Source organism: Streptomyces sp. NPDC097640 (genome assembly GCF_040302705.1).
Classification (GTDB): domain Bacteria; phylum Actinomycetota; class Actinomycetes; order Streptomycetales; family Streptomycetaceae; genus Streptomyces.
Map to the genome: position 1 here is coordinate 1 of NZ_JBEOSB010000006.1, position 26439 is coordinate 26439.

A 26439-nucleotide genomic window follows, 5' to 3' on the forward strand; every position below is an offset into this window, starting at 1 on the left:
CACACCATCACACCAGGTGGCTCTCATTCCCACCGCCGAACCAGTGGTCTCCAAAACCACCGCCCTACCGGCTCTACTTCACCCCGCTAGAAACAGACCGGGTTAGGCGAGCTGGGCACGGAGGGCGCGCAGGTCACCCATGGTGAGACCGGTACGGACACCGTCGCCGTAGATGCCATTGGTGGCCTCCAGGACCATGCGGCTGTCGGGCGCGTCGGCGAAGACAGCGAGGACGTGGTTCAGCGCCTCGATCGCGGTTGCGGGGGCGTCTCCGTACTCCTCCATCGCCTCGCGGCGGATGCGGTCCATGGCTCGGCTCATTGCAATCTCCTATGCGGGTTGGCGGTGCGGTTGGCCGGTGGTGAAGGAGTTTCAGCTTGGCTCGGCGGAGGCTGGTGCTTGCCCCCGCTCGGTGTCGCACAAAAGGCCGGGCAGGGTCAGGAGGTGGGGGTCCAGCGGGTGACGCCGTTCCCGTCACAGATGGTGACGATGGGGCCGTTCACCTCGACGGGAAGGCCGAGCTCGTCGGCGTGAAGGACTTCGGCGACGACCATCGCGGAGCAGTGACCGGAGCTTTCAGCGACCCAAGTTCGACCACCATCGGTGGAGTAGTCGGTCGCATACTGCTTGCTCTCGTCGAGGTTGAGCACGGCCACGTCGGTCTCCCTGTGTTGCGGTTGGCGGTGGTGGGTGAAGGCCCGGCCCGAAGGCCGGACGCGGTAGGTGGGTGGGGGTCAGTCACCCTCGAAGGGGTTCGGCCGAGTCGGGCGCGGCGCTTCCGGCCGCTCCCCTCGGCGTCGGGCTTCGATCCAGCGGCAGTACCAGCAGATGCGTTCGACGTCTCGGCACGTCCGGTGCACCTGTCCGCCGCAGCGCGTGCAGCGGACCCGACGCTCGAATGCCGTGTCGCCGCTGCACGAGTCACAGGCGCGCGGGCCACTCATGGTCAGCTCTGTCCGGTGCAGTCAGAGCACTCGCCGCACGCGTCCAGGTCCTCGGGGTCGATCGCTCCACAGCCCTCGTCGGCGCACTCCTCGCAGCTGTCCTTCGGCTGCTCCTCGTGGTCCAAGCACAGTTCGCGCACGGTCAGGTCGTCGGCGTCCTCGCCGTCCACAGTGATCAGGCGCTGCCGCTCGGCCTCCGCCTCCTGGGGGGAGTAGCACGGGGCGTAGATGCAGCCGCCGCCCTCTTCGCTGAAGATGCCGTATTCGCGCATGGCCGGTTCCTCGTTCCTGGGTCAGCGGGTGAAGTAGTCGGCGATGGTGATGTCCAGGGCTTTGCGCATGTCGCGCTTGTTGGGGTATCCCTCGCTGCCGTAGTCGTTGCCGCTGGCGATGACCCACCCAGATACGGCCGCACCCTCGCTCTTGAAGTGCCGCGTGGCCGTGGCGACCACCTCAACGTTCTCGTACCGGCAGTCCAGGATGTTCTCCAACACGTGCGCCGGGTCCTTGGCCTGCTCCGGGTCGGGGATGTACAGCGCGGTCATGACGAGGCCCTGGTCCACGATCTGCACGTGCTCGGCGTTGTACGGCCGACGGGCGGGCCGCTCGGTGACGACCCTGCGGACGTCGCGGGAGTGCCAGTCGGCTCGGCGCAGGACGGCGGTCCTCTTCCAACTGTCCCGGCCACAGTCGACCTGGACCGTCTTCGCGGTGACCTTGGTGACCGTGCCGGTGCGCGAGTACAGGCCGCGTCCGTTGAACCCGGTCTCTCGGGTGATGAACTGGAGCCGGTCGCCCTCGTGCACGTTGCTGAAGTCGACGCCCTCGAACGTCTCGGTCTTGTTCTCGGTCATCACACTCACGGTCTCTCCCTGCTTGCCTCGGGGTGTAGCTACACCTTACGGTGGGTGTAGCTACACCGCAAGTCGCCGAGACAAGATTTTGTAGCTACACCCACCAGGGATCCGTAGCTACACGTAGAGAGGGGCCCACTTTGAAGCCTGTAGCTACAGCCCGATACGGTTCACGCATGCCGAACGCGCCGAAGACACCCGCTCGCCAGATCCGCATCGGCGACACCTGGTACGACTTCGACGCCGCCGCGAAGGCCATGGGAACGGAGCGCGCCACGGTCATCCGCGAGTTGATCGACTGGTACATCCGCGAGCCCGGCGCCAAACTGCCCACCCGCCCGGACCGTGACATCGTCATCGCAGCCCGCGAGCAGCGAGAACGCGAAGAGCGAGAGCGCCCCACCCAGCCGGACGCCTGACCCCCACCGGAGCCGCACCCCACCAGGTGCGGCTCACGCACGTCCGGGGTCAGGCGGGTGGGATGTCGAGCGGGTTGTTCTCCGTCTCCAGCTCGATGGCGGTGTGCAGGCGCATGGTGTCGCCGTGTTCGGCGTGGACCAGATCGCGGAGGATCCCAGCCCAACGGACGGCGTGCGCATCGTCGGGGGCGTCCACGGTGACGAACAGAACCGCACGGCCAGGGCGGGCCTCGCCGGCCGGTGTTGCGGCGTCTGCAACACCGGCTGCGGCCAGTTCCACAGCCTCGCCCCGCATGTACGCTGCCGCCGCCTCCGGCCCCTCGAACACGGCGAGCACGTGGACGGCGTCGATGCGGTGGGCGGCGGCCATGCCCTCGTTGACGAGCCGCGCCTCGGGCGCGGTGCACAGCGGGGCGTTGCGGAGGCTCTTGGCCCGCTCCTCCTCCAGGCGGGCCAGCAAGGCGCGGTACGGGGGCTGTCCGGTCACTGGTCGCCTCCGTCCTGGCCGACGTACCTGTAGCCGGTGCTGGTGGGCCGGAACCGGTCGAGGCGGATACGGGTCCGGCGGCCGGGCTTGGCGCTGCTCACGGGCAGGCGGGGCTGGTGCAGCACGACGACGGCGTGCGTGTCGCCGACCTCGACGATCCGGATGCGACGGCCGTGGCCACGCGGGTCGTTGTCCTGCCAGATCTGCCCGACCGCGGGGGCCGGGGTGGTGTCGGTCATCGGTTCTCCTGGTCGGTGATGCTACGGAAGCGGAGGGGTGCACTACGGGGCGGGAGCGCGTCGTGACGGTGCCGCCAGGCGCGGGAGCCCTGGATCGGGTGAGTGATCAGCCACGCGATGTTCTCGGCCGAGAGGACGAGCCAGACGGCCCACCAGACGGGCCCGTGGCGGCGCGCGGATGGGCGGTTGTCTCCGCCGGGTTCACCAGGCCCCACCCCGCCGAGTTGTTTTGGCTCCGCCAGGTGTTCGACTGGCGGGCCGTCGGTGGTCCGCGCACAAGCGCAGCCAGCGAGAAGAGGCCGTCCGAGGCGCGGGTGAACGGTCGTCTGGCCGTTCGAGGGGGTGGGGCCACTGGCTCCGTTCCCCCGGGGCCAACGAACCCCGTTCAAGACAGGGCGGTACTTCTTCCAGTTAGCCCAGTCGGAGGCGCGGCGGGCGGGGCGCCAGCGGCCGAGGGCGTACCCGGCGGCGAGCAGCACGGCAGCCGCGGCGAGTTCACGCACGGCCGGACTCCTCGCCCAGCAGCTGGCGGGCAACGGCGAGCGCGTGCGGATCGGCGCCGATCTGCTCGGCGTCCTCGGCTGCGCTGTCGAGCCAGGCGGCGATGGCGAGGCCGGCGGTCGGGCCCATGGCGGCGATGTAGTCGCCGACCGGGGCATGGACGTAGGGCGCCCGGTGCCTGCCGCCTCCGCGCATGAGGACGGTGTGGCTGTCGGTCCAGAGGGTGGTGAAGGTGGCGTCGGGCTGGTCGGGGAAGTGGCGGGTGGCGATCCAGTCGGGGCTGCCGCTGTCCTTGGCTGCGGCGGTGGCGAGGGCGCGCAGTTTCTCGGCGGCGGCGCGGATCTGGTCGGCGGGGCTGGTGTCAGTCATCGGGTGGTCTCCGGTGGTTGGGGCCCGGCCACGTGGACGGCGGCCGGGCCGTGGTGGTTACGGCTGGACTGTGGGGCGGGGTGCGCCGCAGTGGATGCACCTCTGACTGGTGAGAAAGTTGAAGGAGCCCTTCCAGGGGCAGCCGCGGTGGGCCCACAGGTATCCGGCGCGCTTGCCGATGCGGATGAGGGCCCGCTCGTCGGTGTGGGCCTTGACGCTTCGGGCGGCCTTGAGGAGCTGCATCATGATCAGCTCAATCTGGTCGGGTGTCGGCTCGGGCACTGGCGACTTCATCGGGCTCATCGGTGGGTCTCCCTCGGCGTGTAGTTGGCGATGTCGGGCAGGTCGTGGACGCGTCGGCCGCGCCGGCGGCGGGATGGGATCGGGACGGGCAAGGTCACGGCGGCGAGGGTGAGCTGCACGGGGGCAGTTGGAGGGGCTGTGCGGGCGCCCGCGGGCCGTTGAGGGTGTCGCGGACCCTGGGCGGCGTCCGGGTGCCGCGAGTCGCCCAGAGGGGCCGTGGAGCCCCGCAACGGGGCTCGGGAGCCTTCACGGCGGGAACGGGCCGCAGACGGGCGCTGAGGGGCTCGGGATCCGGTACGGCCCGCAACGCCAGCCGCGGCTCGCTCACCGTCCAGCCGTCGAGTTGCAGCACCTCCATCAACAACTCGGCCGCCTTAGCCCGAGTGATCGGCGACTGGTCGCCCGACCACTCCTCAGCCAGAGCGTGCGCCCGGTCCAGTGCGCGGACGTGGCGGTCATCCATCACGCCGCCTCCCGCCCGGCCCGCTGGGCGTTGCGGTACGCCCGCTCCCCCAGCCGGCACGGCCCGCACGGCCGCTCCCCGCGACGAAGATGCGCCGTGTAGCCCGCGTGATCCCCGTGCCGCTCCCTCCGCAGCAGGCCCGCCTGGTGGGCGAGATGCACGGCCTGGGCCATGGTCTTGGCGTCGAGCTTCCGCATGACGCGGATCGCCACGTTGGACACAGACTTCTCGGTGAGGAAGATCCGGCGGGCTGTCTCGGCGTAGGTCTCGCCATCCGCCGCGCCCCGCAGGACTGCCAGCTCGTTGTCGGTCAGCGACACTTCGGCGTCCGGCTTCTCGGCGGCGGCCCGCAGCAGGGCGGCCGGGGACTGGTCGGCCATCGGGTTCTCCTGTCCGTCATTCAGCGTGCGAGGGGATGTGGTGGGATCTGGGGCTGACGGCCGCCCGCACTGCCCGCGGGCGGCCGTCGTGCGGGTCATGCGGTGAGCCACTGGCCCCACTTGCAGCCGGTACACAGCCACGCCGCACCCTCACGGAAGTCGTCGCTGTAGCGAGGCTCGTACTCGACGGGGGCGCCGCATTCGGGGCACTTCTCGGGCCGGCCGTGCGGCTCGGGGTCGTCGTCCTCCAGCACGTCGTCGCGTGGCTCGGGGTCGTTGACCGCGTAGTTCCGCTCGATCCGGTAGCCGGCCGCGGTGTACTTCTCCAGCAGCTCCTCGACGCTCTTGTGGCCGGCCTCGCATGCTTCGCCGTCACCGCCGTCGACACGGACGCTGTATCCGTCGGTCCACAGGTCGATGCTGATCTCGTCGCCGTCGTCGCGGGTGAGGAGCCAGGTGTGCTGAACGTGGTCACTCATGGTCGTTTCCTCCAAGGTGTGGTGGGATCGGGCCGTGTCGCCCCCGCTAGCCCCGGGGGCGACACGTCCGTCAGGCGGCGGGGTGTTCGGGGCAGATGTCCCGCCCGTCCCGGGTCCGCCGCCAGCCGCGGTGCTTCTTGAGCAGGCGGCGGAGTTCGCGGTGGGTGTGCGGCTCGAACCGGACCGGCCAATGCGCTTCGGGGCACTCGCAGCCCGGGTGGTCGCACAGGATGATCAGGTACGCGTCGGAGGTCACGCGGCCACACCCAACTCCGGGGATGGCTCGGCGTACCGACTGATCTCCTCGCCGGTGATGGCTTCGACGAGGGCGCACAGCAGGACCTCGGCGGCGTTCGGGGTGACCGCGTTTCCGTACTGGCGGACCCGCTCCCGCTTGCTGCCCAGGACCGTGTAGTCGTCGGCGAAGCTCATGGCGCGGCCGATCTCGTGCGGCTCGAGCATCCTGAAGCACACGTCCTCGATGGCGGGCTTGCCGTGGACCAGGGCGTACCGGTCCCGGGTGGTCAGGGCCCCGATCGGCTCCGTGACAGGACGGGCGGTGCCGTTGCCGTAGTACGGGACGAGGAGGTGCTCCCAGGTGATGAGGGACTGGTGCCCGGTCGTCGTCATGGTGCGAAATGGCTCGGCGGCAGGGGTGCAGTGCTCGCCGCCGTTGCCCTTGGACCCGTTGTTCCGCATGACGAACGCGGGGACGTCAGGGGTGACGAGCCCGTGGTGGTTGCCGGACGCGGTGACCGTGGCGAGGGCCTCCGACACCGAGCGGGCCACCGACCCGCCGCCGCGCAACTCGGCGATGAACGGCAGCCACGCCAGGCCGGTCTCGTTGCGTGTGGTCTGGGTGCGCAGCGGCAGGTTCGCCGACAGCGCCTCTTTCCCGTCCCGCCCTTCAACGGGGATCATCAGCGGCGGGATCGCGAGCGCGTCGTTCTCACGGGTGGTGCGGGTCGGCATCGGGTCGAGGGCGCTGGTTGCGTCGTTCCGCCACGTGCCGCCGGCCGGGACCATCATCGGCACCGGGCGGGCGAACCGCTCCAGCCCAGCCTGGATCCGGGCCAGAGTCTTGGCGGCGAGCGGTTTGGCGCGGTCACCGATGCGCTGCCCGGGGATGGACCAGTCGATCGCCGCCAGCGCGGGCAGCGCCTCCGGCTCGACCACGTTGTTGCGGCACGCGGTGCTCGGGCACCGGTACACGTACTGCTGGCGATACCGGCCCATGTCGACACCGGGGCGCTTCCATGCCTGGACGGCCTGCACCCATTCACCGCACGGATCGCACCAGGCGCGGGGCCGCAGCCACTTGTCCCAGTCCGGGGTGCGGCCGATGGACTCGTGCCAGTAGCCGACGTACAGCCGGTCGCGGGACTGCGGCGCCTTGTGCACGCTGCGCGGGTTGGCGTGCATGCTGTTCAGGGCGATGATCCGGGTCCGATAGCCCATCTTGTGGATCTCTCCGATCCACCGGTCCCACTCGTCCCAGGCTCGGACGTCGACCACGTTCTCGACCACCCCAGCCTTGACGAGGCCGCCGCGCTCTATGACGCCGCGCAGGTACAGCGGCACCTCCTCCATGAGCGCCCGGGACTCCTCTTCGAGGGACGGTCCGCCGTCGTCATCCGCCTCGAACTTTTGCTGCTCCATCTCCGCGTACAGGTCGAGCAGGTCGCCCTGCATGGCGTTGATGAAGTCCCGCTTCTTGCCCTTCGCCACCGACCAGTTGGTGCACTCCGGGGAGGCCCAGAAGATGTCGGTGACGGGCCACGCCCACACGGGGGCCTGGCGGATGTCGCCGCGGTAGTGGTCAGTCTCGGGGAAGTTCGCGGCGTGGGACTCGATCGCGCGCTCCCAGTGGTTGGCGGCGCGGGTGACCCGCACGCCCGGAACTGCGTGGGCTCCCTGGCTGGAGCCTCCGGCCCCGCAGAACCAGTCCATGACGGTCAAAGCGTCGTTGTCGTGCTGGTACATCAGGCGGCCTTCCTGTCGTGCCGCTGGGCGCGGCGGGCGTGAATGTCGGAGTAGGCGGTGAGGTGGCGGGTGGTGGTCACGCGGCCTCCTCGGCGGCTGCGGGCACGGCGTGGAGGTGGCGCCGAACCTTCCGGGACCCGCTGAGGGCGGCGAGGAGCTCAGCACAGTGCTGGGCGGCGAGCGGGTCCGGGCCGCGCGGTGCCGGGGCCTTCTGGCGGGACACTGGCTGCGTCTTCGCGGGCCGCGCGTCGCCGAACGTCCCAGTCGGCAACTCCTCCGCCAGCAGGCGCTCCAGCGGGCTCACGCGGCCACCTCCCGCGCCTCAACCTCACGCCGCGGGTGCACAGCCCCATCGCGGAGCTCCCGCCCGTCGAGGTGGCACGGCACACCCGGCTCGACCTGGCACTCCGGACAGACAGCGACAGTGCGCACCCAGGCCGAGACGCGGGCAGGATGCGGCTGCGGCATACGACGCCGACCGGAGACCGTCGTGCACGGCCGGTGCTCGTGCGCCCCGCAGTGCGGACACTCCACGGCTCGGGCCGGATGCTGAACAGCGCGCAGGCCATGACGGATCTCGTTGGGCATCGGGGCGGCAGGGATACGGGTCATCGGGTCTCCTTGCGGGTCTTGTTGGGTGGCGGGCAGGTGCCGCATTCGCACGGGTCGTTGTCGGATCCGCGGCCAGCCCGGTAGTCGTCCACGGCCTGCGCCCACTGGGCGTCAGTCGCAACCTGTGGCCGGGGGCTCGGCGGGCTGGTGCCGACAGGCCATGCGCCGGGTCTGTGACCGGGAGGCCGCGACGGTTCAGCCGGTTTCGGCGATCCGCGGCGGGCTTGGCCTTCGGCAATCTGCTGCCGCAGAAACGCCCGCATGTCCCGGCCACCGTTCTCCCGCCGCATCGCCGCGATGTCGTCGACCCCGGGCTCCCAGTCACCAGTCACGACGCATCACCCGGCCCGACGATCTCCGCTCCGCCCTCCAGTCGAGCCAGGTGGCGGCGCGACACCTCACGGCGGCGCTCGACCTCCAGCGCCTCAGCCTCCGCATCGGTCGGGGGCTTACCGCGCGCCGGATGCGTCGCCCGCTCCTTGCCGCCCGGCGTTCGGCACGGTCGGCCTATCGCCGCCGAACACTTCGGGCACTTCACGCCCAGCGGGCCAGGCCGGCGAACCTCCGCCACCTCCGGATCCTCGCCAGGCACCTCACGACCGACGCGCCCCAACATCTCGTTCAGGCGCTTGGCCACCGACGGATGCGGGCCGCCCTCCAGCTCGCCGACCGGCGCGCCAGACATTCGGCCCGTGGCGACCGCCTCAAGCTGGGCTCGGCGGCGGGAGATGAAGTCGGATCCCGTCTCAAGCCCCGGCGGCGGTTCGTAAGCAGGCAGCGTCGCCCCGAGACGCTCTCGACGCAGTGCCAGCCGGTGAGCCTTGACGTTGTGCGGCTGGATCCACAGGCGCTCGCCCGGCTTCTCGGACGGCGTGCCGTAGAAGCGAGCGACAGCGGCCAGGGCGTCAGCGTCGAGCGGCACGTCGTGCAGTGCCGCGGCCCAAGCCCGAGAGTCGGCCTTGCCAACGGTTCGGTTGTCGAATGCGGCGCAGTGCGCCAGGAGTTGGGCAGCTTCGGACGGGTTCACTGGTTCTCCTCTGCGGCAAGTTCGGCGGCCACGGCGAGGGCGGCGGTGGCCCGCTGGTCGGCGGTCGAGGGGCGGCGGGCGGCGAAGTCCACGACGTTCTCCGCGCCAGCAGCAACGGGGAGGGCGGTGGGCTGGCCGTGCTTGATCAGGTACGCGTTGCCGTCGGCGATCCACCGCTTCCATGCCTCGTACCAGTTGCGCTTGCGGGTCTCTTCGCCGCGGTGGTGCGAGATGAACTTCCGGGTCTCGTGGTCGACGTCGACGCGCGGATAGGTGTTGCGGGCCCAGCTGCGCATGGTGTCGGTGAGAGCGAAGTCGTCGGGCAGTCCGGTGAGAGGGGGTCGGCCGTCAGGCCGGGAGGCCGGCGGAGTTGACGACCGCTCGATGGCTCGAGGGCCGTTTCCCCCCACACCCCCCTCTCCCTTGCTCCCTTGCTCCCTAGCTCCCTTGCTCCCTAGCTCAGGGACGAAATGCTCCGGAACGTCTCCGGAGGGATTCGGGAGGGATTCGGGAGCGTCACAAAAGCTGCCCTGACCTGTGGTTTCTTCGCGGGCGGCCGGACTGACCGTGCCTCCGTCCGCTGCGCGTTCCTTGTCATGTACCGAGTCACTGAATGTGGCTCCGGAAGGGCCTCCGGAGAGGCTCCCGGAGGGTCCTGCGGGAGCCTCGGGGATCTTCTGGAATCCCTCACGAGACTTTCGCGAGCGTTTCGGGAGGCGCTGGGGATTGATCTCCCGCCACTTCTTGAAGTCGTCCGGCTCGTCCTCGGGACATGGCGGGACCTTCGACCGCGTTGGGTGTGACGGCTTCTGGTGCTCACGCCAGTTCGGTGCGTGCAGGTAGTTGCGACCGTCGACCTCGTAGCGGCACAGCGGGCCTGAATCGGCGATCAGCTCGAGCCAGTCGTCGACTCGCTCCGGGGTGATGTCGCGGTCCCTCGGGAAGCAGTCGGAGGCGATGAGCATCTCGTCGTCGACACCGCGGCCGTAGTCGTCGAGGTAGCCCCAGATGAGGACGAAGAAGTAGCGGACCTCACGCGGCCACATGGACACCGTGATGGAGGTGCGGAGCTCGGGCTTGATCGAGCGGATGCGGGCCATCAGTTTTCACCGCCCGGCAGCACGGGCTTGCTGGCCGCGAAGAGGGCAGACAGTTGTCGAGGGATGTTCCAGTAGAGATCCGCTTCTTGAGCGGCGCCTGCTGCTACGGCAGCGGCGTTGGCGTCAAAGATGAGGTAGCCACCGTCGTCGGTGAGACGGTCGAGTTGCGCATTGAACTTCCGTCGCTCTTCGGTTGTGGGCCATCGGGCCGCTGTTCCGGCGAATGCTCGAGCCCAGTAGTCCTCTGCGGTCTGCCTCTTGCCGTTGATGCCTGCGGCCTTCAATGCCTCCGAGCGAATACCGAAGTGGGGAACACAGGAGAGGGAGTAGCCAGCCACAGCTGCGGCTGTGGCCCGCAGTTGCTCGCTCACCCCGGCGTTCAGCAGAGCATCGCGGAACTGCTCGAAGGCCGCCGTTTCCTCCTCGGACGGGTAGGTACCGCACGAGGAGTGCCAAGCGTGCTCCCAGCGCATGGCCTCTACGGCACGCTTGTCGGCTTCGACATGGCTCAAACCGTCGTTGATCGCAGAGGAACCGAACCACGCTGCATACCTGGCGGCCTTGAGGATTTCCTCCGGTTCCAGTTCGTCGGTCATTGCGTCGATCACACTGGAGGCCATCTGCGTCTCCTGCTCGGCCGCGATGTCCTCGCCAGCCTCTTCACGCCAGGCTTCGACCACCGCAGCAACTAGCGCGGAGGAGGGGGGCGCCACTGGCTCGGTAGTCGGTTGAGCGCCGACGATTCGTCGCGCTTCGGCTTGGAGCTCGGTGACCTTGTTCCAGGCGATGCCGCAGCAGTAGCGGAAGGTGTTCTCGGGTTTGACCTTCTCGTTGGCCATGCTGATGTCGACGATGTCGGCCCACATCCAGGTGGGGATGCCAGCGACGCGGAAGCGGTCCATGGCCTGCTTCCAGTCGTTGGGGAGCGGCACCTTCTTCGTCTCGTCTTTGCCGACGTGCCAGCGGTTCCACTCGGCAAGGAAGGCGTCGCGGTACTCGAGCTTGGGGGTCTCCTGCTCTCGCAGCTTTTCGGCGGCCTGTTTCATGGCGGCGGCCCAGCGGAGGGCATCGTCGGCGACATCGGCGACGGTGGCCGAGTCGACAGTGCTCGAGGTCTTCCCACTGTTGCAGTCCTGGCATGCGGTGACGAGATTCGACGGCTCGTCGCTTCCGCCGAGCGCGACGGGGGTGACGTGGTCGACGCGCAGGGGGACGTCGGGGGCGGTCGCGCCGCAGTACCTGCAGGTGTGGTTGTCCCTGCGCAGGATTTCGTAGCGAAGGCGCTTCGAGACGGCCATTCGGGGATGTCCTTTGATCGTTCTGAAGGGGGCAATCTGTGGGCGCGAAAGACTGCACAGGAGCGGCGGCTTGGCGCTCTCGTGTACGTACACGACCCTACCCCTCGTGTACGTACACGGCAACGTCTTGCCTGGCGCGCGTGTGCATACACGCGCTAGGCTCCTGGCATGACCGCGAAGGAGACCCACACCACCGCGCGCCCCGTCCGGATCCCCAAGGAGGACTGGGACGAGTTCGGCGCGCTCGTCGGGGAGCGGGAGCGGTCGCGCCTCATCCGCGAGTTCATCGCCTGGTACCTGCGTCGCCCGAAGGCGACACTCCCGAAGCGGCCGGCGGCCGAGCTGGCCCCCGAGTCCTGACCTCATCGGTCCTCTCCCCTCCTTGCCCCGCCGTGTGGCGGGGCTTTGTCGTGTGCGGCTGGCGTGCGGGCCGGCCGGGCTAGGCGGCTTGTTCGAGTGACTGGCGGTAGCGGCGGATGTTGGTCTCGAGGGTGCTGACGGTGACGCCGAGCCTCTGGGCCGCGTGCTGGCGGCTGTAGCCCTGGGCTTCGAGCTCGAGGGCGTTCTCGCCGATCTCGATGAAGCGCGGTGTGGGGATGTCGTGTTCGGGCGCCTGGGGGTCGTCGATGCCGCCCATGTCCTCCCACCAGAGGGGGTCACGCCAGTCGCCGGCCGCGGCCATTGATCGTGCGCGGGTGGATGTGCCTGGGGTGTGGGCGAGCTGTTTGTATGCCTGCTCGATCTTGTCGGCGAGTTTCTGGCGCATGGTCGGCTGGCCTTGTGCGAGGAGCCAGATGCGGCAGGTGGCTGTTTCGGCTGCGTCGGCGATGGCGTGTTGGCTGTGGCCGATGGCCATGAGGGCTCGGACGCGGCGGATGGATCCGGTGGCGTCGATGTAGAAGCCGCTGTCTCGCCGCTCCGCAGGCTGCACTGCCATGATCTTTTCGTGGGTCTGGCGGTTGATTTGCGGCATGCGGCCGACGGCGATATTGCGGAGGTGGGCGGCGCTGCATCCGCTGATCTCGGCGATGTGGACCCAGCTCATGGTCTGGCGCAGCTTGGCGAGGTGCTGGCGGGCGAGGGTGGGGTCGAGCCTGTTGGCGACGCCGAGGTGGCGGTTGAGTTCGCGTTGCTTCTTGTTGCGCCGACGCTGGCGGGCGCACAGGTCGCAGGGGCATCCCCGGGAGTGGCGGGTGCGGGTTGTGGTGGTCACTGGTTCCCCCGTTCGCGGGTGGTGGTGGGTAGTTGGTGGATGTCGTTGAGGGTTTGGCGTGCCCAGCGGGGATCGCGGCCGAGGGGGTGCATTTCGTCGGGGAGTCGGGCGCGGTCGCGTGCGCGGATGATGCGGTCGGCGGCCTGGCGGCGGTGGTATGCACGGATGGCCCGGGTGGCGGCCCAGCCTGCGAGGGCCCCTGCGGCGACGATGAGCGCGAAGGCGAGGGCGGGGCTCATGCGGCCCTGCCTTGCTGGGCGGCTCGGGTGCCGCGCCAGGTCCTCACTCCGCTGTGGTGGGCGGTGGGCCGGTCGGAGCAGGCCCAGCTCACGGTGCGGATCCAGCCCTCGTCCTTGAGGAGGGTCATGAGCCGCCCCCAATGAGCCTGAGGGCGGGGCGGGTCCGGGAGCCGGTTGGCGTCGGCTATCTCGAACGTGGTGAAGGTGCGACCGGTGGCGGCTGCGGCTTCGAAGGCGGGGCGGACGGCGGCGATCCAGGTCTCGTAGTCCTCGGACCGGGGCCGGGCGGCGGGGGTCTCGGGTTCGGGCATGCCGTCGAAGGCGGGCTGCACCGTTTCGGTCATGACGCGGCCTCCTCGGTGAGGGCGAGGATGGCCTCGCAGGTCTTCAGGTCCTCGTCGGCCTGGGTCAGCACCTCGCCGTCCGGCGTGAACAGGCGGGGCTTGGCGGCCTTCCACGGCCACACCTCGAGGTCGTGCTCGACGTGGAAGGTGAGCCCGTTGACGCGGGCGGTCTCGGCGGCGCTGTAGTCGCGGGCGCACAGCCACGTGCCCTGGGCGATCCAGAACTCCGGGCAGGGCGTGTCCCAGATGGGTTCGTCGTTGTCGAACTTGGCGTCGTAGCGGAAGACAGGCCGGATCTGCTGGCAGTGCTGGCAGCGGCCGACCTTCGGGAGCGCGGTCACCGGGCAGCCTCCTCGAAGAGGCTGTCGACCAGCGCGTTGTTGGCGTCGACGGCGGCGTTGTAGCAGTGCATGCAGAGGAACGTGACGGGCTTCTCGACACCGGGCTCGTCCCAGGGCTGGGCGGGCGGCTGCCAGCGGAACAGCCGCTTCTGCCGGTTGCAGTCGCGGCACTGGCCGTCGTAGGAGCTGCCGATGATCAGTGCCTCTTCCTGGCGAAGCAGTTCGGCCTGGTGCTGGTTGTAGGTGATGCCGCATCCGGTGCAGTTGCCGGGCCGGAAGATCGAGCCGTGCGGCGGCTGGCAGGGGAAGCCGTGCTTGCAGAGCGAAACAGTCATGGCGGGTGTCCTTCCGGGTGTGGTTCCGTGGAGGGGTGGGCCGCCCCGATTCCGGCGGGGCGGCCCCAATGCCGGTTAGGCGGCGGCGTTCTTGAGGGCGGTGCCGCGCTCCTTGATGTAGGCGCCGAGGCTCGTCGGCTGGCCCGTCTGCGGGTGCAGGAACGGGGTGGCCAGGGCGCCGTGAGACTCGACCTCGCGATATGTGGCGAGGAGGCTCTCGGGGGTCGCGTCGTCGGCCGTGGCTGCGTCGATCCAGGCCGAGGTATCGACGGTTTCGGCTCCGTCGTTGAGCCAGTCGAGGAGGGGCTTGGCGATGTCGATCGCGCCGGTCGGCTCCTGGATGACCTTCTTGTGGAGGGCGGGGCAGCGAGACTTCAGCACGGTGAGCGTGTTGTTGATGTCCATAGAGGCGACGAGGCCGAACTCGTACTCGACGCCCTTGCGCTGTTCAGCGCGCATTCCCATGGCGGTGGGCTCGGTGTAGCCGCGCTCGTTTTTCTGCAGGACCCACTCGGTGTGGGAGCGCATCGTGACGACGACGTGACCGGGATAGGACAGGAGGGCGTCGATCATGTCGTTCTGCATGGGGGTGCCGTCCTTCCAGCCCGCGAAGCTGTTGCCTCCGTACTTCGACTTGGCCTTCTCGACCTGCTCGAGGGTTCCGTCGGTGCCCTTCCAGAAGTGCGACAGGGAGTCGACGAGGACGACGCCGTATCCGGCCTGTGCGGCGGCGGCCAGCGCCTTGACGAGGTCGCGCGGGTCGTAGCGGTGCATCTGGAGGACGTCGAACTGGATGCCGTTGATGCCGACGTACAGGGATGCGGCTCCGCGTTCGGTGTCGATGACGGCGAACCGCTGTCCTTCGGCGAGGCCGTGCGCCGTAGACAGCGACGTCCAGGTCTTGCCGGAGCCGGACACGCCCTGGATGGCGATGCGGGCCTTGGCCTTGTCCTTGGTGGCGGGCCGGAAGACGAAGCCGCCCTCGTCGTACTCGTTGGCCGGCTGCTGCTGACGGCCTGCGCGGACGGGCTGGCCAAGCTGCTGGTTCATGTGGCTGCTCCTAGGCGTACTGGCGCTCGACCCAGGCGGGGAGCGGCGTGAGAGGTGCTTCGAGGTAGCCGGGCCATTCGCCGGTTTCGATGCAGCGGGCGTAGGTGTAGAGGGCCCGGTCGTTGAGGTGGCGGCCGATGCCGCGGGCGGTCGGGTCGCAGGTGGTGACCGTGACCAGGTAGGGCGGCTCTTTCTCCTGGAACACGAACTGGAAGGGCTGCCCGAGGTCTATGACGTCGAGGGAGATGCCGCCGTCGAGGTACCACTCCTGCTGTTGGTGGTAGCCGCAGTCGTGAACGGTCTTGGGCAGGTCGATGGGATTGGCGGACTTGGTGGTCTTGTAGTCGACGATCTGGCCGTTGTGGCGGAGGAAGTCGAGGCGGGCACGGCGCCATATGCCGTCCTCTTGCCAGAAAAGGGACTGTTCGGCGAGGCCGCTTCCGGGTTCGAGGAGTTCTGCTGCTTCGGCGTGGTTGCGTATGGCGGCGGCCATGGCGTGGACCTGCTCGAGGGCGGCCCGCTTGAGCGGGATCTTGCCTTCGGCGCGTATGGCCGCGACTTCCGCTTTGACGGCTTTGGTGTCCCAGCGTTCGGCGTCAACGAGGACGAGTTCGGGGCCGTCGTCGAGGACGAGCTTGTGGGCGGCGGTGCCGAGCTCGAAGACCTGCTTGTACGGCTCGGGGTTGTCGAGCCGGTACTTGAACGCGGCCGGGCACTTGCTGGCGAGGGTGCGGGCGCCGGTGGAGGAGAGACTGCCGCCGGGGACCGGGTCGCTGTGGTACAGCTCGGCGGTTATTTCGTAGACGCCGGGCATCACCTCGGCCGGCGCCTCGGTCGTGGTGCTCACCGCTGCCCGCCCTTCGGCTGCTCGTCGGCGCAGTCTTCGCAGATGAGGCGGCCTTCGACGCGGACGAACGGGCCGGCGGTGTCGCCACAGGGGCAGGTGATGGGGCTCATGCTGCTTCCCCGCGGGCGATGCGCTGGAGGTTGGTGACGCCGTCCCGGTCGTATTCGATGGCGATGACGGCGGCGGCGTAGTCGGGGTAGGCGGTGGCGAGCTTGGCTTTGTTGTCCATGTCGGCGGTGGCGAGTGCGCTGATGAGGTGTTGGGTGAAGGTGCCTGCCTGGTAGCCGCCGTGGCCGTAGTGCCAGAGGACGTGGTTGGCGGTTTCGGCAGGGATGGTGGGTGCGGTCTGCATGGTGTGCTCCGTTCGTGGTGGGTGGGTGGCCGTGCGGGCTGGTGGTGAGGTCAGGCGTCCGCGAGCGGCTCAGGTTGCGCCCTGGTCCTGGCGCGGCGAGCCCTCATGGCTTCGCGGTTCTGCTCGCGTCGACACGTGCGGCAAGAACGGCGGTCGGGGCCGCCTGGCCAGTTGGGGGGTTGGCGCAGGATGTTCTCTGGGGTGAACTCGTGGCCGCGGATGCAGTGGGTCTTCTGGGCATTCACCGCGCCGACTCCGACGCCGCGGAGGATGTTGACCGCGTTGGTCACCGGTTGGAGATGCGCCGGGTTGATGCAGCGGCGATGCGGGCAGGCGTCCCCGGCGATGCAGCTCTTGTCATGGCAGACGTGGTCGATCACGAGGCCTTCGGGAACGGGGCCAACGTGCGCTTCGTAGGAAGCCCGGTGCGCGAGCACCCGCCTTCCGTTGACCTGTAGTACTCCGTAGCCCTTGGGCGTGATTTCGCCGGTCCAGGTCCAGCAGGTGTCGGTCTTGTTGGTGCTGCGAGCCAGACGTTCGGCGAGGGCCGTATCCGGGAGCTCACATGTTCGCTTCGTAGATTCCATGTCATGCTTCCTGGCTAGTTGGCGGCCCGCCTGCTGTGGACGGGCGGGCGCCCTGGACTTGGATCCCGCGCCCCGCCGCCCGGTGTCATGCGGCGGGGCGCGGGCGGTCAGGCGGCGTGCGGCAGGGGCACGCTGTCGGGCGCGGTGGGCCGCGGCGCCTCGGCGGGGGTGGCGGTGATGCGGGGCCGGACGTTCTGGAGGTCCCGGTGGAGGCGGTCCGCGCGGACCGTGTCGTCGATGTGCTGTTGCTGGAGCCGGCGGATCTCGGCGACCGCGGCCTCGTAGCGCTGTTTGAGGTCGCAGTAGTCGAAGGCGATGTCGTCGAGCTGCTGCTCGCGGGTGGCGAGTCGGGCCTGGAGGTCGCGCTGTTCGGCGGGGCTGAGGCGGCGGTGAGTGCCGGTGTCGCGCAGGCCGGAGGGGTGGAGGGTCACCATGTCCTGCCGATCTCGCGCAGGCTGCCGGTCTCGGCGCGGACCGCGCCGGTCGGCTTGCCCTCGTCGACCCAGGCGCTGTCGATGGGGGCGATGTACTCGGCGCCATCAGTGTCCGTGGCGACGCTGATCCAGGCGTGGCCTTTACCGTCGAGGTAGATGCGGCGGCGGTTGTCGTCGGGGTTGTCGGGGCGCTGGCCGTCGGCAGCCTTCTCGACGGCTTCGACGGTGAAGGTGCCGCCGGAGGTGATGCCCCGCTTCTTGGCTTCGTCGCACAGGTGGTGTACGGCGTTGAGGCAGTCGTTGAGGTACCGCATCTCTTCGGCGACGGTGGGTTCCTTGCCGTCGTACTTGGCCAGTTCGTCCGTCAGCCGTGCGACCTGGTTTTCCAGCTCGACGGCCCAGGTGCGGGCCTGCTCCACGACGCCGGCGGTGTAGACGGCCACGGCGCGGGGGCAGCGCTGCTTCTGCTGCTCGGGGGTCAGGTAGTCCTGCGTTCCGATGTGGGCGCTGATCGTCTCGGGCTTGTGCTGGAAGACCCATCCTTCGTAGTCCACGAGGTCCCATTCGTGGTGGGTGCGCTCGTCCATGGGTTCGTCGGAGTGGTCGCAGTAGTAGCCGACGGGGTCGCTCATCACTCGCCCGCCTTCCGGGCCTCAGCGGCGGCCCACCCCTCGCCCGCCGCGTCCAGCTCCGTGGCGCGCTCCCACAGTTCGGCAGGTGTCGACTGGTTGCGGCGCTCGATGAGTGCGCGGAGGCTCTCCACCACGTAGGCCGGCGAGGCATAGCCGACCGCCGTGAGGGCCTCGCGCTCACCGCACTGGCCGTGGGAGTCGACCAGACGGGCCCACTCCCAGGACGGGCCGCGCTCGGGTTCGCCGTCGGCGGCCTCGATGCCGGTGTGCCACTCCCAGATGAGGATCAGGCCATGCGGCCATCGCCGGGGTTCGATGCCGGAGGCGTCGGGCTCGAGGGTGATGACGGCGCGCAGGAAGCAGTGGCTGCCGCTGGTGTCGGAGTCGTCGGTGAAGGCGTCGGCGGGGTTGAAGCCGGCGAGGGTGAGAGCGTCGAAGACGGCCGTGATGTACGGGTCGTGCGGAAGAGTCATTGGTCCCCCTTGGGGTGTTGGATTCGGTGGCTGGCTCGCTGGGCGGCCCGGCGGTCGATCTCGGCTTGTGCCGCCTCGGCGATGGCCCTGCCGACCTCGCTCACGTAGGGGCGGCCGAGGGCCCGGTCCCGCATGTCCTCCAGGTCGGCGATGCTGATGTCGGGGTTGCGGAGGGCGGCGACAACGTCGAAGGTCACCGGAGCCTCCGCTTGCACCCGGGGCAGTAGTCCCTGTCGTCGCCTGTCATCCAGCCTTCGGCGCTTGCGGTTTCCCGGAGCTTGGCGAGCGACGGGACGTCCGGGTCGCCGCCGTACTCCGCGTCGCACACCTCGCCGTTGTGGGTTCCGTCGCAGGTGAGGATCGGGATGATGAGGCCGCTCACGCCGCCACCCCCTTCCGGGGCGGGTTGGTGAGCCGGTAGGCGGCGTGCGACGCCTGCTCGGCCTCGACGTTCGTCCTGCACGAATCCAGGGCGTCGGTGAGGTCGGCGATGACCAGGACCAGGAGGATGAACAGCACCGGGTCGACCATCAGCGGGGCGTTCACGCGGCACCGCCGTCGGCCATGCGGTCGAGCTTCTTGGCGATCTCCTGGGCGCTGTAACCCTGGCGGCTCAACTCACGGCCGAGTTCGGCGGCCTCGCGCAGCACCTCGGCGCGGCAGGCCACGCCTTCGGCGAGCAGGGCATCGACGATGCGCTCACCGAGAGTCCTCTTGTCCTTCAGGTTCTCGGGCGACGACGGCATCCATGCCTTGTGCTCGCAGTCCGCGATCCCGGCGAGCCGACGACGCCGCTCATCCCGGGCGCTCACGCCGCACCTACCGTCAGCTCGACAGGCCTGAAGACGTTGCCGTCGGCCTGCCACCGAAGTGACCGTGTCCAGTCGGCTTCGGGGTGGGCGGCCTGCAGCAGGCCCAGCAGATGCGCCAAGACCTCGGGCTGAGGGGTGAGTGGTCGGCCGGCGCGGTCGTAGATGGTGACGTCGCGGATGGTGTCGGCGTCCGGCAGCGGGGTGATGAGGATGCTCGCGGCGTCCGGCACCAGTGTGCGGATCTTGAATGGCAGGTAGGCCACGTGGTGGCGGCGAGACCCGGCCGAGGAGCGGCGGATACGGCCTGTGGGGTTCACGCTGCCCTCACCGCCTCGCGTGCGGCCTGCTCCAGTGCGGCGATCACGTCTTCGACCGTGCGCTCTGGCATGTCGTTCCAGGCAGCGAGGCGACCGACGGGCTCCAGCAGCGGATCGCCCTCGACGTCCATGAGTTCGACCAGCCTTCGTGTGGTCGCGTCGAACTCCTCCCGGCGCCCCTCCTCGCCACTCGGGACGGGCCAACCGAACATGGCCAGCGACACGGCGCCTGCGATGCACACGGGGCACTCACTCGGAGCCAGGTCGATGCCGACACCGGTCTCGGGCCGGGTGAAGTAAGCGCCCTTGTTGTGGCCGTTGCTGCGGACGATGTCGGCGGCCTTCAGGTACACGGCGGCAGGATTGGCGTTCACGACGCCACCGCCTCGGGCTTGCGGGCGGCGTCGTACTGGGCGATGCCCCACACGATCGCGTGGCAGGCCCACAGGAAGTCGGGCCGGTAGTCGTGGAAGTCCCACTCCCACACGTCCTCGAACTCGTAGCCCTGGTGGGCGAAGTCCTCCAGGACGTTGCGGGCGCGGTGCTCGTCGCTCAGGTCCTCGTCGAGGACCCAGGTGCGGAGCGCCTTGCCGGAGCCCGCCGGGACACCACCGTTCCAACGGGCGTCTTCGACGAACTGCTCCACGACTCGCTGGCGGAGCAGGCTCTCCGAGTACTCCTTGACCGAGCGTCGACCGCCGTCCCGGCCCAGCTTCTCCGCCCAGTAGTGCGGGTTGATGCCCCAGCGGCGGTCCGCGCGGAAGAACTGGAACATGTCATCCAGGCGGCTGAAGGTGTGGGGGCCGCCGTAGTCGCCGCGGATGGTGAGGCTGCCGGGCCAGGTGACCAGCTCAAACCAGAACTCGGACGAGCGCGGCGCCATGAACCGCAGGTGCCGGTAGAGCCCTTCGTCGTGGAGGACGGTCATCTGGTGGCCTGCGATGTCGCGGGCGAACCGCTCGGCGATCTCGGGATACTCGGTCATGCGGTCCTCCCAGGAGTCTTGGGGTGGGGGATGCCGGGCAGCGGCACGCACGTGTCGGGGTCGGCGTCGAGGAAGTGGCGCTGCTCGGCGAACCGGCCGTCAGTGACGGGCTGGTCCTGCTGCAGCGAGTCGAGAAGCAGCGCGGTGCTCAGCGCATCGGCAGGCACATCGAGGGCGGCAATCGAGGGGGGAGTCGTCGTGGCCATCACCGCACCTCCGTCCACTCGCCGTGGCGGACGGTGCGCTGCACCAGCACCGCGTCAGGCCAGCAGTCGCGGTAGCGGGACAGGCGGGCCTCCTGCTCGGCCCGATCCCTCGCGTTGCCCGACAGCATCACCTCGCCATCGGAGGCACGGATGCCGTACTCGGTGGCCCCTTGGGCGGCGACGTCGAGGGCGTTCGTCCACGGGCAGTTCCCGCCCGAGTGCTCGCCGATGACCTCGATGGGGGCGATGGCGTAGGCGAGCTTGTCGGCCGCTTCCTGCGCGCGGTCCCGATCGTCGGTGGTCTCGGCCAGCGCACGGTTCAGCTCGTCGCGCTCGGATTTGACTTTGCCGTGCCGCCCCAACAGCGCGTCGAAGGCGCGGGTCGCGCGGTCGCGCTTGGCCCGGACCCGGTCCAGCTCGGCCAGCAGCAGCAGTACCGCGCGGGCCAGTTGCGCTCCAGCGTCCGCCGTGCTCGCGACCTCGTCGTCGGGCTCCGCTGGCCGGTGGCCCCAGGTGCGGACGATCGTCTCCGCGCACGCAGCGAGCTCGGCCGGGCTCGGGGCGATGTCCAGTCCGGCAGCACGAGCGGCTTCTTGGGTGCAGATCGGCACCTCGCGCTCCGGCGACAGCGGGGCGGGCACCTCGGGCTCGTCGTCGCGCTCGGGGATGTACGGCGGGTTGTTGGCGTGGGCGCCGAGGAACTGCAGCATCTCGGCCGGGGTCAGGCGCTCGGAGTTCGTCATCGCGCGCCCCCGAGCAGGGTGCGGGCCAGGGTAGCCATCGCGGCCACCAGGTCCGGGGTCACCTCGGTGTCCAGCACCAGGCAGGTCTCGTAGTCGTCCAGGACCGCCGACAGCTTGGTGCGGGTCGACTGCTCCCGCTCGAAGCGGGCCATGGCCTTGTCCTTGTTCTCCAGCTCCAGCCACTCGCGGTAGAAGAACCGCTCCATCGCCTCGTCGTGCAGCGACTCCGGCAGCGACTGCCACGCCAGCCAGCCGATGTCCGCCGCAGAGAAACCGCGCGGGCGGTCCCGCAGCAGCGTCTCCAGCGCCTCCAGGAACATCGCCCGGAACGGCGCGACGCGCGGCAGGTCAACGGTCAGCTGATCGAACGTGTCGGGGGTGGGGCGCTGTTCGCCCCCTGATGCGGATGGGATGATGTCAGGCACGGTGATGCCCTTCCTTCCAGGGATGATGGGGGTGGATCCGAGGCCCTGCTCCGGTGTGTGGAAGCCCGGGGTAGGGCCACATGCCGCTCTAGGCGGCGGTGGCGAGACGCGGCTCGATCGGGGCGTTCGCCGGGTTCAGCGCCGGGTTGCTGTGAGGGTCGGCGGCTTCTTCGGCAGCGAGCCAGGCGTCGAGGACAGCAATGCGGTAGACGACCTTCCCGCCGGCCTTGAAACTTGCCGGTCCGGTCTTCCTCACGTTCCGCCACTTGCGCAGGGTGCTGATCTCGTACCCGAGGTAGTCGGCGGCGTCGGCCATCAAGAGGCATCCGGGCGGAGCCTTCTTCGGCTTGCTGGACACAGGAACCCTTCCTCTTCTAGGCGGGGGATTGCAGATCTGTAGACGAATCGTTCGGATCTGGAGACGCTGGAGGCATGAAAAGGACCAGCACAGCGACGCCAAGGGCCCCCGCGATGGCGTGGGCGGCCTCGCTGTCGCAGTCCTTGCGCTCACCACTGAGCAGGTGACCCACCAGCGAGCGGCTTAGGCCTATGGCGGCCGCCAGGGAGCGGACGGTGTACGGAATGCCGCGCCCAGGATGATCCATTACCCATCTCAGGATCTCGGGGTCACGGACTGCATATCGCACGCTCAACGGATCTCCATTGGGACGTTCTGTCTTCGCTTGAGAACAGTGAACCATCCCAGAGACGAATCGTCCATGGATCAGGACGGCTTGATGTGAAGTTTCCCCGAGGTCCTTGCTTCAGTAGCCTGATCCGTAGACGATTCGTCCACGACGGGGAATGGTTGTACGGCCTGGCCTGCGACTTTTCATAGACAGGCCGCACGGAACGAGAGACAACCCACTTGGAAGAGATGGAAGGGACCCCCATGGAGGCTCCGGCCCCCGACCTCGGACGCGGCGAGACCAACCGCGCCCCTCTCCCCGAGGCGGCTCACGACATGGACCGTGACGAACTAAGCCGCCTCATCCGCGAGGCCAACGACTCCGGCGTCTCCTACCAGCAACTCGCCGACCGAGCCATCGACCCCACGACAGGCCAGCCCCTGTCCAAGGCTTACGTACAGAAACTCGCCACCAACGGAGTTTCGACAGCCCCTACACCTGGGCGCCTGCACGCGCTCGCCACAGCCCTGCGCAAGCCGGTTCGAGTCGTCCAGCGAGCTGCCGCCATTCAGTTCCTCGAGTACCAAGCCACCGAGCTCGCAGGCTATGACGACGACGTCCGAGTGATCGTGGCGCACCTCGCAGGGATGAACCCCCGGGAGAAGCGGCGATGGCGCGCGATGATCGAGGCGTCCGAGCAGATTGAGGACGAGTAGTCGGCTTTCCCACCGGAGCAACCGACATGCTCTTCGTCCCGTTTCCGATCCGAATCGTCTACAGAGTGTTGTAATGCCCCTGCCTCGAGGGTAAGTTGCCGTCTCCAATCACATCCGCCTCGGGGGCTTCCCCACACCCCCGCGTCACCAGGGGGTGCGGGATGCTCAAGGCTCACTACACATACGATGACGAACTCACGTTCGAAGACCCCGTCGAGGTCGAGGAACGCCGCGGCAGTATCAAGTTCAAGCTTTGTCGCGGCTTGTTCCTCCCTGAAGGGGTCGCTGGCCTCAACTCCGCCGTCCGGCAGCTCCTTGCTGGGGGACAGTGGTTCCAGTTGTGGAAGGGTGAGGTCGTGAGCATGGCCTCGCCGGAGCTGAGGGAGTTCCATGCCGGGCTACATCGAGGACCGCTGGCTGACCAAACGCCCCGACCCCGAAACTGGTAAACGACGGCAGACAGCCCGGTACGGCAAGGGCAAGCGGTACCGGGTCGCCGGTATCCCGGGAGTGCGTGACAGATCGTTCGAGAAGCTCGCTGACGCGAACGCCTGGAAGGCCAAGGCTGAACACGAGTCGAAGCTGGGCGAGTTCGTCGACGCGCGCCGGGGCCAGATCCTCTTCCGGACCTACGTCGAAGAGGAGTGGTGGCCGAGCAAGGGCGGCGACGTGGCAACGCTGAATACCATCAGGGGCCGGGTCTGGACGCACCTGCTGCCTCGCCTGGGATCGCTCCCACTCAACAGCATCAAGACACCGCAGCTGCGCGCCCTGCTCAAGCACCTCGAAGACACGATCGCACCGGGGACCATTCACGAGGCGTGGGGCTACCTCTCGTCGATCCTGCAGGCCGCTGTCGACGACGAGCGGATCACCAAGAACTACTGCAAGACGTCCAAGAGCATCAAGCTGCCGAGGCGCCCCGAACGGAAGCCGCGAGCGTGGAGCCGTGAGCGGGTCGCCGCGGTGCAGGCGGGCTTGAAACCCCGTCTCCGGATCCTGGTCGACCTCGGGGTCAGCGCCGGCCTGCGACAGTCCGAGGTGTTCGGCCTGGCGGTCGAGGACATCGACGAGGCCAAGCAGGTGATCCACGTGCGGCGGCAGGTGAAGAAGGTCGGGGCAAAGCTCGTCTTCGCTCTGCCCAAGGGCGGCAAGACCCGCACGGCGCCCGCGCCGCCTGAGTTGCTGGAGCGGCTGCGGGCGCACCTGGAAGCCTTCCCTGCGAAGAAGGTCACTCTGCCGTGGAAGGATCCGCGGCCTCCGGCGACGGACCGAGAGGCGAAGGAGCGGGCTCCGCAGACGTTCGAGCTGATTGTGACGGGCACGCGGGGCGGAGCCGTGCGCCGCGACTCCTTCAATGACCGTGAGTGGAAGCCAGCGCTGGCCACTGCAGGGGTCATCGCGCCCCCGGTGCAGGTTCGGCAAGGCAAGAGTCAGCGTGCTGTCTGGAAGTACGCGGAGGCTCGGGAAGAGGGCTTCCACGCGCTGCGGCACACTGCGGCCTCGGTCTGGCTGGACGCGCGGGAGTCGATCGTGTCAGTGTCGAACTGGCTCGGGCATGGCGATGCGTCGATCACGTTGAAGATCTACGCGCACATGATGCCGGAGGCGGATGGCCGCGGCAGGGACGCCATGAACGCGTGGCTCAAGAGGGAAACTTAAAAGATCTCCCCAGGCACTCCCCAGAGGAGTGGATCACGACGAACTGAGGGGCCCTGGCCGAGCGCGGCGGGGCCCCTCAGTCATCTTTAGCGGATCCCGAAACTTGCCAACACACGCTTCTGAGCTGGGGTGATGTGTGCCGGGAAGTACAGGTAGCACACGCCGCCGGTGCCGGAGGCCACCTTGCCCTGGGCGTTGTAGCGCTTGGTGCGCAGCCAGATGTTCTCGAACTCGCGCCGCTTGTAGACGTGGCGGACCGCCGCGTTGTCGGCCGAGGCCGGGTCGTTGGCGATGACGTCGCCTTCGGCGGTGAAGCCGATCACGGTCATCAGGTGGCCCGCGGTGCCGTATCCGGCCCCGGTCAGCTCCTCCTTGAGGAACGACTGGGAGGTGATCAGCGGAATGCCGGCGGCGATCAGCTTCTCGGCGTCGTTCAGCGAGCCGAGCCGGGTGACCACGCCCTGGAGATCGCGGTAGGTGGCGGCGTAGGCGGCGTTGAACGGCCAGTTGCCGCAGCCCTGGTACTGGTAGTCGAAGGTGTGCCGGGCGGCGTGGCAGACCTGCGGGTCGGCGTAGTCGGGGTTGACCCAGGCCAGGTCCCCGGCGGTGGGCTTGCGGCCCCAGTACTCGATGATCATCTGGGACGAGGTGGGGCTGCACCACGCCTCGCCGCCGTTGTCGTACTCCGGGTACTGGCCCTTGTGGATCTCCTGCGAGTAGCGCGGCACGGTCAGCTCGCGGCCGCCGGCCAGGCCCGGGGTGGAGGCGGGCACCTCGAAGCGGTCGGGGACGTCCGAGCCCATCGCGCCGACGCGCCACACCGTGGGCGTCAGTTTGCTGCCGGGCTTGCGGTAGAGGGTGAGCCGCACCCGGTACGAGACGAGCCGCAGCCCGCTCGCCGCGTCGTCGACGGAGAAGGTGTCGGTCCACACCGAGCTCTTGCCGTCGCTCTGGTCGTCGACCGAGGTCCGGCGAATGGACTCGGCGCCGTCCCCTGACGCCCAGCGGCCCATCACATACCAGGGGGTGTCGGTGCCGTCGGTGTACGTGCCCTTCAGCTCGGCCTGGATCCAGGTGCCGGCCGGGGTGCGGGCGTTCCAGGACACGATCGCCTCGGTGGCCGGAGCGGCCAGGGTGTGCACCGGGGAGGTCCAGGTCGCGTACTCCCAGGACGCCGTGGTGCCGGTGTGCGGATCGGTGTAGTCGGCGGTGCCCGCGGGGCGGGAGATGACCACGCCGGGGCGGGCTCCGGCCTCGACGCGGGTGCCGTCACCCGCTCCCGCCCGCCAGTCGGCGAGGCTGCTCCAGCCTTGGTAGCCGACGGCCGGGGCGGCGGCCTTCCGGGCCGGCCGGGCCGCCGGGCGCACCGGCTCCGCGGCCGCGGTCCCGGTGGACAGGGCGGCCGCGCCGGTGACGGCGAAGGCGGCGGCGAGCACGGTGCGGCGAGGTGTGAATCCGTCTCCGGATCTGGTCATACGGGGTTCCCCCAGTCGTCGTCCGGGTGGGCCGTGGGTGCGCGACAGTCGCACAACTATGGCCGCTGCGAGTGGTGTCAGGCCAGTGATTCCCGGCTGGGCGCCTCATCAATATTGGTGTGGACCATTGGAGTGAGGGCGGGGCGAATCGCGAGGTGAGGGCA

At 69.1% G+C, this 26439-nt stretch carries 46 protein-coding genes; 4 read left to right on the forward strand and 42 right to left on the reverse strand.

All coding sequences use genetic code 11. The features are described from left to right. Positions 1–102 precede the first annotated feature (102 nt). The 4 genes from ABTY62_RS10480 to ABTY62_RS10495 form a co-directional block, all read right to left on the reverse strand. Complete coding sequence (locus ABTY62_RS10480; RefSeq protein ID WP_352129039.1) at positions 103–321, reverse strand: hypothetical protein; 219 nt, start codon at positions 319–321, stop codon at positions 103–105. 116 nt (positions 322–437) lie between these two features. After that, positions 438–656, reverse strand: a complete 219-nt coding sequence (locus ABTY62_RS10485) for a hypothetical protein (protein WP_352129040.1) — start codon at positions 654–656, stop codon at positions 438–440. Positions 657–946: 290 nt separating this feature from the next. After that, the gene (locus ABTY62_RS10490) at positions 947–1216 is read right to left on the reverse strand and encodes a hypothetical protein (protein ID WP_352129041.1); all 270 of its coding nucleotides are present in this window, start codon (positions 1214–1216) and stop codon (positions 947–949) included. A 21-nt stretch (positions 1217–1237) separates the two neighbouring features. Then, positions 1238–1807, reverse strand: coding sequence for a hypothetical protein (locus ABTY62_RS10495; RefSeq protein WP_352129042.1), 570 nt, complete (start codon positions 1805–1807; stop codon positions 1238–1240). Between the two features lie 167 nt (positions 1808–1974). Between ABTY62_RS10495 and ABTY62_RS10500 the strand changes: the two genes are divergently transcribed. Then, entirely contained in the window at positions 1975–2217 is a 243-nt protein-coding gene (locus ABTY62_RS10500; protein WP_352129043.1) for a hypothetical protein, read from the forward strand. Between the two features lie 49 nt (positions 2218–2266). Here ABTY62_RS10500 and ABTY62_RS10505 read toward each other — a convergent pair whose 3' ends face one another. From ABTY62_RS10505 to ABTY62_RS10565, 14 genes are all read right to left on the reverse strand, one after another. Further along, positions 2267–2704 (reverse strand): hypothetical protein, encoded by a 438-nt coding sequence (locus ABTY62_RS10505; protein ID WP_352129044.1) that lies wholly within the window; start codon positions 2702–2704, stop codon positions 2267–2269. Continuing rightward, the gene (locus ABTY62_RS10510) at positions 2701–2943 is read right to left on the reverse strand and encodes a DUF6354 family protein (protein WP_352129045.1); all 243 of its coding nucleotides are present in this window, start codon (positions 2941–2943) and stop codon (positions 2701–2703) included. The genes ABTY62_RS10505 and ABTY62_RS10510 overlap by 4 nt, the downstream gene beginning before the upstream one ends. Before the next feature lie 495 nt (positions 2944–3438). Next, positions 3439–3813, reverse strand: coding sequence for a hypothetical protein (locus ABTY62_RS10515; protein ID WP_352129046.1), 375 nt, complete (start codon positions 3811–3813; stop codon positions 3439–3441). A 57-nt stretch (positions 3814–3870) separates the two neighbouring features. Next, positions 3871–4116: a hypothetical protein gene (locus ABTY62_RS10520; protein ID WP_352129047.1), complete on the reverse strand. Its 246-nt coding sequence runs from the start codon at positions 4114–4116 to the stop codon at positions 3871–3873. A 94-nt stretch (positions 4117–4210) separates the two neighbouring features. Next, positions 4211–4579: a hypothetical protein gene (locus ABTY62_RS10525; protein ID WP_352129048.1), complete on the reverse strand. Its 369-nt coding sequence runs from the start codon at positions 4577–4579 to the stop codon at positions 4211–4213. Continuing rightward, positions 4579–4959 (reverse strand): response regulator transcription factor, encoded by a 381-nt coding sequence (locus ABTY62_RS10530; RefSeq protein WP_352129049.1) that lies wholly within the window; start codon positions 4957–4959, stop codon positions 4579–4581. Before ABTY62_RS10530 ends, ABTY62_RS10525 begins: the two co-directional genes overlap by 1 nt. A gap of 95 nt (positions 4960–5054) precedes the next feature. Further along, a complete protein-coding gene (locus tag ABTY62_RS10535) occupies positions 5055–5438 on the reverse strand; it encodes a hypothetical protein (protein ID WP_352129050.1) in 384 nt (127 codons plus the stop codon). A 70-nt stretch (positions 5439–5508) separates the two neighbouring features. Beyond that, complete coding sequence (locus ABTY62_RS10540; RefSeq protein ID WP_352129051.1) at positions 5509–5694, reverse strand: hypothetical protein; 186 nt, start codon at positions 5692–5694, stop codon at positions 5509–5511. Next, a complete protein-coding gene (locus tag ABTY62_RS10545; protein WP_352129052.1) occupies positions 5691–7421 on the reverse strand; it encodes a DNA cytosine methyltransferase in 1731 nt (576 codons plus the stop codon). The genes ABTY62_RS10540 and ABTY62_RS10545 overlap by 4 nt, the downstream gene beginning before the upstream one ends. Before the next feature lie 76 nt (positions 7422–7497). Continuing rightward, positions 7498–7725: a hypothetical protein gene (locus ABTY62_RS10550; RefSeq protein WP_352129053.1), complete on the reverse strand. Its 228-nt coding sequence runs from the start codon at positions 7723–7725 to the stop codon at positions 7498–7500. Further along, positions 7722–8078: a zinc finger domain-containing protein gene (locus tag ABTY62_RS47495; RefSeq protein WP_502997439.1), complete on the reverse strand. Its 357-nt coding sequence runs from the start codon at positions 8076–8078 to the stop codon at positions 7722–7724. The genes ABTY62_RS10550 and ABTY62_RS47495 overlap by 4 nt, the downstream gene beginning before the upstream one ends. Positions 8079–8361: 283 nt before the next feature. Further along, on the reverse strand, positions 8362–9060 hold the full coding sequence (locus tag ABTY62_RS10555; RefSeq protein WP_352129054.1) for a zinc finger domain-containing protein: 699 nt from the start codon (positions 9058–9060) through the stop codon (positions 8362–8364). After that, entirely contained in the window at positions 9057–10160 is a 1104-nt protein-coding gene (locus ABTY62_RS10560; RefSeq protein WP_352129055.1) for a hypothetical protein, read from the reverse strand. Before ABTY62_RS10560 ends, ABTY62_RS10555 begins: the two co-directional genes overlap by 4 nt. Next, a complete protein-coding gene (locus tag ABTY62_RS10565; protein WP_352129056.1) occupies positions 10160–11458 on the reverse strand; it encodes an HNH endonuclease in 1299 nt (432 codons plus the stop codon). Before ABTY62_RS10565 ends, ABTY62_RS10560 begins: the two co-directional genes overlap by 1 nt. A gap of 168 nt (positions 11459–11626) precedes the next feature. On the opposite strand from ABTY62_RS10565, the gene ABTY62_RS10570 reads away from it, so the two are divergent. Next, on the forward strand, positions 11627–11818 hold the full coding sequence (locus ABTY62_RS10570) for a hypothetical protein (RefSeq protein WP_352129057.1): 192 nt from the start codon (positions 11627–11629) through the stop codon (positions 11816–11818). 79 nt (positions 11819–11897) lie between these two features. Here the strand turns inward: ABTY62_RS10570 and ABTY62_RS10575 are convergent, their stop codons facing one another. The 23 genes from ABTY62_RS10575 to ABTY62_RS10685 form a co-directional block, all read right to left on the reverse strand. After that, the gene (locus ABTY62_RS10575; protein ID WP_352129058.1) at positions 11898–12671 is read right to left on the reverse strand and encodes a helix-turn-helix domain-containing protein; all 774 of its coding nucleotides are present in this window, start codon (positions 12669–12671) and stop codon (positions 11898–11900) included. Then, entirely contained in the window at positions 12668–12910 is a 243-nt protein-coding gene (locus ABTY62_RS10580) for a hypothetical protein (protein WP_352129059.1), read from the reverse strand. Before ABTY62_RS10580 ends, ABTY62_RS10575 begins: the two co-directional genes overlap by 4 nt. Beyond that, positions 12907–13254, reverse strand: a complete 348-nt coding sequence (locus ABTY62_RS10585; RefSeq protein ID WP_352129060.1) for a hypothetical protein — start codon at positions 13252–13254, stop codon at positions 12907–12909. Before ABTY62_RS10585 ends, ABTY62_RS10580 begins: the two co-directional genes overlap by 4 nt. Beyond that, positions 13251–13595 (reverse strand): hypothetical protein, encoded by a 345-nt coding sequence (locus ABTY62_RS10590; protein ID WP_352129061.1) that lies wholly within the window; start codon positions 13593–13595, stop codon positions 13251–13253. The genes ABTY62_RS10585 and ABTY62_RS10590 overlap by 4 nt, the downstream gene beginning before the upstream one ends. Beyond that, positions 13592–13930, reverse strand: a complete 339-nt coding sequence (locus ABTY62_RS10595) for a hypothetical protein (protein WP_352129062.1) — start codon at positions 13928–13930, stop codon at positions 13592–13594. The genes ABTY62_RS10590 and ABTY62_RS10595 overlap by 4 nt, the downstream gene beginning before the upstream one ends. A 75-nt stretch (positions 13931–14005) precedes the next feature. Further along, a complete protein-coding gene (locus tag ABTY62_RS10600) occupies positions 14006–14980 on the reverse strand; it encodes an ATP-binding protein (RefSeq protein WP_352129063.1) in 975 nt (324 codons plus the stop codon). Positions 14981–14990: 10 nt separating this feature from the next. Next, positions 14991–15827 carry a PD-(D/E)XK nuclease-like domain-containing protein gene (locus tag ABTY62_RS10605; protein WP_352129064.1) on the reverse strand — a complete coding sequence of 279 codons (837 nt, stop codon included), beginning with the start codon at positions 15825–15827 and terminating at the stop codon, positions 14991–14993. Between the two features lie 106 nt (positions 15828–15933). After that, on the reverse strand, positions 15934–16179 hold the full coding sequence (locus ABTY62_RS10610) for a hypothetical protein (protein WP_352129065.1): 246 nt from the start codon (positions 16177–16179) through the stop codon (positions 15934–15936). A gap of 50 nt (positions 16180–16229) precedes the next feature. After that, positions 16230–16766: an HNH endonuclease signature motif containing protein gene (locus ABTY62_RS10615; RefSeq protein WP_352129066.1), complete on the reverse strand. Its 537-nt coding sequence runs from the start codon at positions 16764–16766 to the stop codon at positions 16230–16232. 107 nt (positions 16767–16873) lie between these two features. Further along, a complete protein-coding gene (locus tag ABTY62_RS10620) occupies positions 16874–17200 on the reverse strand; it encodes a hypothetical protein (RefSeq protein WP_352129067.1) in 327 nt (108 codons plus the stop codon). Further along, positions 17194–17832, reverse strand: a complete 639-nt coding sequence (locus ABTY62_RS10625) for a hypothetical protein (protein WP_352129068.1) — start codon at positions 17830–17832, stop codon at positions 17194–17196. The genes ABTY62_RS10620 and ABTY62_RS10625 overlap by 7 nt, the downstream gene beginning before the upstream one ends. Beyond that, positions 17832–18305, reverse strand: coding sequence for a hypothetical protein (locus ABTY62_RS10630; RefSeq protein ID WP_352129069.1), 474 nt, complete (start codon positions 18303–18305; stop codon positions 17832–17834). The genes ABTY62_RS10625 and ABTY62_RS10630 overlap by 1 nt, the downstream gene beginning before the upstream one ends. After that, positions 18302–18502 (reverse strand): hypothetical protein, encoded by a 201-nt coding sequence (locus ABTY62_RS10635; RefSeq protein WP_352129070.1) that lies wholly within the window; start codon positions 18500–18502, stop codon positions 18302–18304. The genes ABTY62_RS10630 and ABTY62_RS10635 overlap by 4 nt, the downstream gene beginning before the upstream one ends. After that, entirely contained in the window at positions 18499–18687 is a 189-nt protein-coding gene (locus ABTY62_RS10640; RefSeq protein ID WP_352129071.1) for a hypothetical protein, read from the reverse strand. The genes ABTY62_RS10635 and ABTY62_RS10640 overlap by 4 nt, the downstream gene beginning before the upstream one ends. Beyond that, positions 18684–18851, reverse strand: coding sequence for a hypothetical protein (locus tag ABTY62_RS10645; RefSeq protein ID WP_352129072.1), 168 nt, complete (start codon positions 18849–18851; stop codon positions 18684–18686). Before ABTY62_RS10645 ends, ABTY62_RS10640 begins: the two co-directional genes overlap by 4 nt. Then, positions 18848–19117 carry a hypothetical protein gene (locus ABTY62_RS10650; protein ID WP_352129073.1) on the reverse strand — a complete coding sequence of 90 codons (270 nt, stop codon included), beginning with the start codon at positions 19115–19117 and terminating at the stop codon, positions 18848–18850. The genes ABTY62_RS10645 and ABTY62_RS10650 overlap by 4 nt, the downstream gene beginning before the upstream one ends. Continuing rightward, entirely contained in the window at positions 19114–19434 is a 321-nt protein-coding gene (locus tag ABTY62_RS10655; RefSeq protein ID WP_352129074.1) for a hypothetical protein, read from the reverse strand. Before ABTY62_RS10655 ends, ABTY62_RS10650 begins: the two co-directional genes overlap by 4 nt. Further along, positions 19431–19808 (reverse strand): DUF6197 family protein, encoded by a 378-nt coding sequence (locus ABTY62_RS10660; RefSeq protein WP_352129075.1) that lies wholly within the window; start codon positions 19806–19808, stop codon positions 19431–19433. The genes ABTY62_RS10655 and ABTY62_RS10660 overlap by 4 nt, the downstream gene beginning before the upstream one ends. Beyond that, on the reverse strand, positions 19805–20419 hold the full coding sequence (locus ABTY62_RS10665; protein ID WP_352129076.1) for a hypothetical protein: 615 nt from the start codon (positions 20417–20419) through the stop codon (positions 19805–19807). The genes ABTY62_RS10660 and ABTY62_RS10665 overlap by 4 nt, the downstream gene beginning before the upstream one ends. Then, on the reverse strand, positions 20416–20625 hold the full coding sequence (locus ABTY62_RS10670) for a hypothetical protein (RefSeq protein ID WP_352129077.1): 210 nt from the start codon (positions 20623–20625) through the stop codon (positions 20416–20418). The genes ABTY62_RS10665 and ABTY62_RS10670 overlap by 4 nt, the downstream gene beginning before the upstream one ends. Further along, positions 20625–21368 (reverse strand): hypothetical protein, encoded by a 744-nt coding sequence (locus ABTY62_RS10675; protein ID WP_352129078.1) that lies wholly within the window; start codon positions 21366–21368, stop codon positions 20625–20627. Before ABTY62_RS10675 ends, ABTY62_RS10670 begins: the two co-directional genes overlap by 1 nt. Then, a complete protein-coding gene (locus ABTY62_RS10680) occupies positions 21365–21793 on the reverse strand; it encodes a hypothetical protein (RefSeq protein ID WP_352129079.1) in 429 nt (142 codons plus the stop codon). Before ABTY62_RS10680 ends, ABTY62_RS10675 begins: the two co-directional genes overlap by 4 nt. 88 nt (positions 21794–21881) lie before the next feature. After that, positions 21882–22151, reverse strand: a complete 270-nt coding sequence (locus tag ABTY62_RS10685) for a helix-turn-helix transcriptional regulator (protein WP_352129080.1) — start codon at positions 22149–22151, stop codon at positions 21882–21884. A gap of 510 nt (positions 22152–22661) precedes the next feature. On the opposite strand from ABTY62_RS10685, the gene ABTY62_RS10690 reads away from it, so the two are divergent. Next, positions 22662–23138 carry a hypothetical protein gene (locus tag ABTY62_RS10690; RefSeq protein ID WP_352129081.1) on the forward strand — a complete coding sequence of 159 codons (477 nt, stop codon included), beginning with the start codon at positions 22662–22664 and terminating at the stop codon, positions 23136–23138. Between the two features lie 390 nt (positions 23139–23528). Next, a complete protein-coding gene (locus tag ABTY62_RS10695; protein WP_352129082.1) occupies positions 23529–24800 on the forward strand; it encodes a tyrosine-type recombinase/integrase in 1272 nt (423 codons plus the stop codon). An 86-nt stretch (positions 24801–24886) separates the two neighbouring features. Here ABTY62_RS10695 and ABTY62_RS10700 read toward each other — a convergent pair whose 3' ends face one another. Further along, the gene (locus ABTY62_RS10700; protein ID WP_352129083.1) at positions 24887–26275 is read right to left on the reverse strand and encodes a C39 family peptidase; all 1389 of its coding nucleotides are present in this window, start codon (positions 26273–26275) and stop codon (positions 24887–24889) included. Between the last annotated feature and the right edge of the window lie 164 nt (positions 26276–26439).